Below are 6,548 nucleotides of genomic sequence, written 5' to 3'. Positions count from 1 at the left end.
GATCGTCCTACCTAGATCCTGATGGGTGACTGGTGCGTTTTATCTGTAAAACAGCACAACCACTGAAAAAACAGGCGTGTATCAGTGATCTGCATTATTTAACTCAGGGCGTATGCGTCATAGGTTCGCTCGCCCTGTTGACCGGAGACGGCTAATGGGTGACCCTTTTACTACTTTTACTATGATCTGATGGGTCCCATTCATTTTGGGTGTGAAGTATGCTTAGCGATTACGATGTAACTGAGACCATTGAGTTCTTAAAGAGAATAGAGGAATCTATAGTAGAAAAAGATTCTTTTAGGCTAGATGAGTTGCTCAACGCTATGACTATTACGATGATCGCTAACCGTGAAGAGTTCGATTTATTTGGGAAGTGGGTCTGTAGTAAAATAGAAATTTGGAAAAAACATCCTTTTCCTGAAATAAAACTAGTCTTATTGCAATTCAGTTTTAATAAGGATAGGTTTAAAAAGGACGTTATAAAAAAAGTTCGAGAATTTTGTAAAGATAATATGCGGAACGTAGAAAATTCTGAATTATCTCAGATAATGGCAGATATATATGAACGCTGAAGATCTATACTAATCCTATTGGGCTTCATATGCTGGTGCATTCGCTGTTTGGTGGACATCATTTCCTCATCCACTATAGCTTTTCCTTTCCAACTGAAGACGTTATGGGACTGCTGACATGAAGCGAATCTCAGAACACGTAGGTAAAGGGTACCCTAAAGGCTTCGAAAAAGTATGGATAGGTCTCTTGCTTCTTGCAGTATGGCTAACCAATTTTCATTGGTCTCCTATTGCAATGCTGGTCATTAGCATACCTTGGTATATCCTTATGGAGCGAAAGACCAAAGAAGTGCACTCAAACGAAAACTCTATATTTGTTAAAGATGGCGACAATTTCGAAGAAATTAACATTCAAGATATTCATGGAAAGATTGAACACTCTCATTACTTGGCTGGTGGGCTAATGGGGTCTGACCCCATTCAAGTTTGAAAGTCTCCTATTACCTGACGAAAAGGGGGGTGCATAGTATGCATACCCCCTGAAGGGAGTAACGAATCGTTACCCCTTGACTCTTAAACGCCAATCATCCTCAAGCGTGGCACACAAAAAAGAAGTAAGAGACCACTGTAAAGCTGAGAAACCAGTAGTGTTAAACGAAATGTGCACCCTTGATTCACAGGCAGGAAGAACTGGGGTCAGGTACGAATGGCATTACTCATTTTTGACTAAAACCTTGTTTGCTCGCCAAAACGGGCGAGCAAACAAATATGCGCATAATCCAACGGGTTAGATCCCACCTAATTCTCAAAAACCAACCCTAAACATCTAATCCAACTCTACCAATTGACAGGCAACAGAAAGCAGGGCTATCCTAATAGCGCATTGGCAAAATCCAGTGCCGGGATTTGCACCCTGAATTGATCCGAGCGCACAGGCGCTCATTCGAAGCGTCTTTTTTACGCCCAAAAACCGTTTTATGGTAGGTTGCGTGGAGGCCCTTCGGGGCGCCGATCTCGGACCGGTAGTGCAAACTCCATGTAGCCTGCCACCCAAATTCCGATTTGCACCGGATGGTGGTAGTTCTTAATTATCAGTTCGAGAACAGCATTATGAAAGGACTTATTCCGCTAGCTCAACGTTTCATCGCAGGAACATCAACCCGCACCGTTTCCGCTCGAAAATTACATGAAGTACTTGGCGTTGGTCGAGACTTCACAAACTGGATCAGATCGCGTATTCAGCAGTATGGATTTGTTGAGAATCAAGATTTTATCGTTTGCTCCCCAAAACGGGGGAGCAAACAAAGAGGCGGTCACAACGCCAAAGAACATTACGTAACACTCGATATGGCCAAAGAACTGGCGATGGTCGAGCGAAGCGACAAAGGCCGTGAAGCACGTCGATACTTTATCGAATGCGAATGACAGCTGAACGAGAAGCAAAAGCAGGAAACCGAACAACTCAAGCAACAAACCCAACATCAGCTGATACCCGCAGAGACCTTACAGCGAAAACGCATCCTCACCGTGATTGAAAATGGTGAAGTGAAACAACACATACTCGACAACAACCAAGCCCTGTTCGACGTACCCAAACTTGCCGCCAAAATCAAACAACTCGAAGTACTCAACAACGCCATGACCCAGCAACTAGCAGACTTAAAGCAGTGCTATGATTTGGGGTGGTTTTTATCGGAAGAAGATCGGCGGTGATCTGTGCATTTTCTAACGCATTGATTCTTTGCTGATAATGGATGAATATGGAACAGAATTTGTTGGTACTGGTGAATGTGGGGGAATTGGATGCATTCTGTGAATAATATTGTTAAAAGCAATACTAATAAGGAACTATGAGTTGAATTCAAAGCTTGTCAAGAGATTTGTCGAACTCGAAGAACAGATGAAAAAAGTGAGTTCTACACAGTATGTTACTAACAGCGAGATGTTTGGTAGAAGTGAGTGCATAGACGGAGAAGCTCTCCTAGAATGGAAAGTTAAGGTTAAAAATTTAATAGTTAAAGTCTGCGGTGACACATCTGAACACTATAAAGAGTTTATTGCTGGTGAAGACCCCGGAGCCTTCCAAACAAGTCTTGATCGGTTTAAACGAGTAAAATCTATCTTTTTGGCTGCAAAGGAAGATTTCGAAGGTGGTTACCTTACCTCTGTTAAAACGCTTGTCCAATCTGAAGTTTTTGAAAGTGAGCTTGAGCAAGCAGAAGAGCTTTTGAAAAGTGGCTACCATCTTGCCGCCGCTGTCATTTCTGGTGTGGTTCTAGAAACTGGACTAAGGGAACTATGTAGTAGGGAAAATATCCCGCATGCGAAACTCGATAAAATGAACTCCGACTTGGCAAAAGAAGGCATCTATAACAAGTTGCAGCAAAAGCGTATAACTGCATTAGCAGATATACGTAATAGTGCAGCACATGGTAGACCTGATGAGTTTACAAATGAGGACGTCCGCATGATGATTAGAGACGTGGAGCAATTCCTAGCAATCCATCTGGAGGGCTAAATGGTAGATTTACTTAAAACACACAATTATGGGAACGGTCCGTTTCCCGATATCTCAGAAGAAATTTTCGCTGAGATAGGGTGTCGACTTATACTGCTCCAAGATTTGGAATTGCAAATCGCGTTTGTCGTAAAAGTAGCGTTTGAAGAAAATCCGATCAAAGCAAGAGACGCAATACTGAATGCTGACAATAAGACAATGGGGCAGCTTCTCGGTGTTTTAAGAAAGAAAGTCAACGTTGATGCTGATTTTGATCAGACCTTAAAGAGAACACTGAGAGCAAGAAACGAATTTGTCCATGAATTCTCTCACATGTTTAACCTTCGATGTGAAGAAGGAGTTGAGAAGGCGGTCAAGTACCTACTCAAATCTATGGACGATTTAGAAGAGGTTTCAAACGTAATGAAGGCTGTAATTGTCGCCTACGGTAGAGATCGAGGTATTAGTGATCGAGATCTCGAAGAAAACTGGAGACAATTCGGTGACCTTGACGAGCTTGAATCTAGATACATTCCAAAAATTTCAGAGTCATTTGGCTTAAACAAGGGCTAAGACTTTGTAGGTGACAAATATCAAACCCCTGCTCTATATAAAGGAGCGGAAAGAAGCAGACGTAACTTGTTGGGAAAAGGCAATGGTTCTTAATCCGAAACAGTCCTGAGGCGAGATCATTGGTAAAGAGAATTCTTGAAATATACCTCGCCTTAACTATGCTTAACCTCTAGTACCACCTTATTAAGGCGGTTCATTTTGTTTTACCTTTCAGGCCTTTAGTGCAGGAGGTGCATTTTGACCAATTTTTTGGGTGGGGCGCGTTCTTTTTGTCCAATACGCAAAGATTCCCTGAGTTAGGAGGTCAGCCAACACATACTCAGGACCTTATGACGTAGGATAATTGGAAGTAGATTAACTACGCTGAAGACCTTTATTTCCTACTGACCCATAGAGGAAGTGGAATACGCGGAACCGCGCCTCTCAAATTCTAAACCCAGCCATTGAGCTGGGTTTTTTTATGCCCGCAATAAGGTAACCCATGAACCACTACACACAGATCGCCAGCCGGGTGCTGAACACACCTTTGTTGCTGGAGCCTGCTTATGCGCGGGTGTTTTTCTCAGCGTTGGCGTCACGGTTAGGCATTCAATCCCTGGCGGATTCTCAGGGAGAGATCCTGACCGGCGATAAATTGCAGCTGTCTGCTGAGTCCTTTAACCACTCAGCTGAACGGGATCGTCCTTATCAAGTGCTCGATGGGGTAGCGGTTTTACCCGTATCGGGAACACTGGTTCACAAGCATGGGTACCTAAACCCTTACAGCGGTATGACCGGATATGACGGAATTATTGCCCGTGGCAGTGAGGCGTTTGCTGATCTGGATGTGAAAGGTGTGTTGCTGGATATGGACACACCGGGCGGTGAGGTTGCCGGTTGTTTTGATACGGCCCGTACTTTACGAAAGCTGGCGGATGCTGCTGGAAAACCGCTCTGGTCTCTCTGTTATGACATGAACTGCTCGGCTGGTATGGCGCTGGCCAGTGCCGCACATCGACGATTGATTACTCAAACCGGTGTCGCGGGTTCGGTGGGTGTGATCATGGCTCATGCCAGTTACGAAAAGCACCTGCAGGAAGAAGGAGTCAACGTCACCTTGATTCATTCCGGGGCCCATAAAGCGGATGGAAACCCCTATGAAGATTTGCCCCCTGATGTACTGGCCCGGTTTCAGTCCGGTACTGATGCATTACGGGCTGACTTCGCTAGTTTGGTAGCGGAAATGACCGGCCTCAGTGTTGAGGCGGTATTGGCCACTGAAGCGGCTTGTTATCGAGGCCAGGAGGCTATCGATATTGGCTTAGCCGATGAGCTGGTTAACGGTCATGAAGCGATTGCCATTTTTGCAAACCATCTGTCCACCCAGGGCAGAGTTATCTCCCAATCAGGAGCCCTTATGAAAAAAGAAGATTCAACTGAACCCAATGAAACGGTTCAAGCTAATACGCCTGGCACTGTTGCCCCTGTTTCAGCGGGGGCTTCCGATGTGAGTACGTCTACAACCGCTGAGACCACAGCTCAATCCCGTGCTAATGAGCGGGTGCGAGTGCAGGGCATTCTCAATCATGCTAACGCCGAAGGTTGTGGCCCCATGGCAGAACACCTGGCCTTTAACACCGATATGAGTGTGGAGGAGGCCGGGGCGCTGATGGCCACGGCACCCAAAGAACAGGCCCCTGGATTAGATGCCAGTACTGCGCTTGATCAACTGATGTCCTCTGAAGAACAACCCAATATCGGCGCTGATACCGGTGGTGATGACGAAGACAACCCGGATATCGCCTCACGAATGATTAATAACTTTAACGCGGCTACCGGTCGCACTAAGGGAGAATCCAATGATCGCAGGATCTAGTACTGAAACCATGCCAACCGGTGCCCTATTACTCGGTGGTTTAACCCGAACCAGTAACGGTACCTTGTTAACGGGGCAAAACTTGGCGGTAGGTACGCCCCTGCAGAGTACCTAAAGCTCACACCATCAAAGAAATCAGAGATCTGCAATGGCATGGGAGCGGCCAACTCTCTGATTTCCCGATGGATACCCAACACCATGTATGGCCTGGATGTCGAGGAAGCAGGAAATATACATGACTACATGTATCACGTTGGCCGAACGATTGAAGACAAGGCGGAAGCCGACAGAACCTTTCTGAACAACATGCTTAGACTGATTAATGATCGAGGAGGACTTTTGGCACCGCTCAGGCGGAGACGAGCGCTAAAGTATTATGAAGCGGTGGTTTATTTTGGTGGACCGGCGTTTTGGGCAAATTCAGAGATGCTAGCGGTTACTTGATGACCTGCTAACTTATTCGATGCAAAAATAAACGGGTAGGCAATATGTATACCCGTTTATTTTACAACTGAGCAAAACAGGTTTTGTCCCGCTGTTGTCCGCCTTTGTCCCAGTAAGTATCTACTGACCAACAAGGCAGCGTAATGTGGTAGGACTGGGCAGATTCAAACCGCCGACTTCTACCATGTTAAGGTAGCGCTTTATTCTCCTACCTTCTGTTCTTGTCTGGGCTAAATCAGTGTCAGTGATTTTGTCAACGCAGTGCACCCATAGTGTAGTGAAAATGTGCTGATAGTGTAAAAAACGTGCTGTTCAAAGCGATGTAACATATTGATTATTAAGTAATTGACTAAATGTTGCTTTTGCCATCTGTTAGCAACGATAACATTGAACACTCAGGGATAGCTATTGCTAGAACTAATCGGATGGTTGATTTTGAGTGACTTTTTGATGAAAGCAGGCCAAAGTCAGTGCTTCATAAGCTCAACAAAGGTTGCTATTCTAGTTTTATTAACCCGGTGGGCTAATACGTTTACGATGCGTAGCGGATAGCCGGATGCTCGAAGTACTTCGCCACTCTCTTTGGCTTTTTCTGCAACATCCGCATATGGCCCAGCACTTTACCTGCCAAGTCCGATTGATTTCTTGCTGGTGATGCACTGCGGAT

At 45.2% G+C, this 6,548-nt stretch carries 9 protein-coding genes; all 9 read left to right on the top strand.

The features are described from left to right. Positions 1 to 218 precede the first annotated feature (218 nt). The 9 genes from BGP75_RS15830 (at position 219) to BGP75_RS15795 (ending at position 5,881) form a co-directional block, all read left to right on the top strand. A complete protein-coding gene (locus tag BGP75_RS15830; RefSeq protein ID WP_076719814.1) occupies positions 219 to 572 on the top strand; it encodes a hypothetical protein in 354 nt (117 codons plus the stop codon). A gap of 118 nt (positions 573 to 690) precedes the next feature. After that, the gene (locus tag BGP75_RS15825; RefSeq protein WP_076719813.1) at positions 691 to 1,002 is read left to right on the top strand and encodes a hypothetical protein; all 312 of its coding nucleotides are present in this window, start codon (positions 691 to 693) and stop codon (positions 1,000 to 1,002) included. 620 nt (positions 1,003 to 1,622) lie between these two features. Beyond that, entirely contained in the window at positions 1,623 to 1,937 is a 315-nt protein-coding gene (locus BGP75_RS15820) for an antA/AntB antirepressor family protein (RefSeq protein WP_143821083.1), read from the top strand. Between the two features lie 102 nt (positions 1,938 to 2,039). Next, positions 2,040 to 2,225: a hypothetical protein gene (locus BGP75_RS15815; RefSeq protein WP_076719811.1), complete on the top strand. Its 186-nt coding sequence runs from the start codon at positions 2,040 to 2,042 to the stop codon at positions 2,223 to 2,225. Between the two features lie 142 nt (positions 2,226 to 2,367). Further along, positions 2,368 to 3,030: a HEPN domain-containing protein gene (locus BGP75_RS15810; protein ID WP_198939381.1), complete on the top strand. Its 663-nt coding sequence runs from the start codon at positions 2,368 to 2,370 to the stop codon at positions 3,028 to 3,030. Then, positions 3,031 to 3,582, top strand: coding sequence for a hypothetical protein (locus BGP75_RS15805; RefSeq protein WP_076719810.1), 552 nt, complete (start codon positions 3,031 to 3,033; stop codon positions 3,580 to 3,582). Between the two features lie 481 nt (positions 3,583 to 4,063). Beyond that, positions 4,064 to 5,437, top strand: coding sequence for a S49 family peptidase (locus BGP75_RS15800; RefSeq protein ID WP_076719809.1), 1,374 nt, complete (start codon positions 4,064 to 4,066; stop codon positions 5,435 to 5,437). Beyond that, positions 5,421 to 5,552 carry a hypothetical protein gene (locus BGP75_RS27595; protein ID WP_255395942.1) on the top strand — a complete coding sequence of 44 codons (132 nt, stop codon included), beginning with the start codon at positions 5,421 to 5,423 and terminating at the stop codon, positions 5,550 to 5,552. The genes BGP75_RS15800 and BGP75_RS27595 overlap by 17 nt, the downstream gene beginning before the upstream one ends. Before the next feature lie 38 nt (positions 5,553 to 5,590). Beyond that, entirely contained in the window at positions 5,591 to 5,881 is a 291-nt protein-coding gene (locus BGP75_RS15795) for a hypothetical protein (RefSeq protein WP_076719808.1), read from the top strand. Positions 5,882 to 6,548: the final 667 nt, after the last annotated feature.

Source organism: Motiliproteus sp. MSK22-1, from assembly GCF_001968815.1.
Classification (GTDB): domain Bacteria; phylum Pseudomonadota; class Gammaproteobacteria; order Pseudomonadales; family Balneatricaceae; genus Motiliproteus.
The sequence above is the reverse complement of the archived record's forward strand: the minus strand, read 5'-3'. Positions and strand labels throughout refer to the sequence as shown.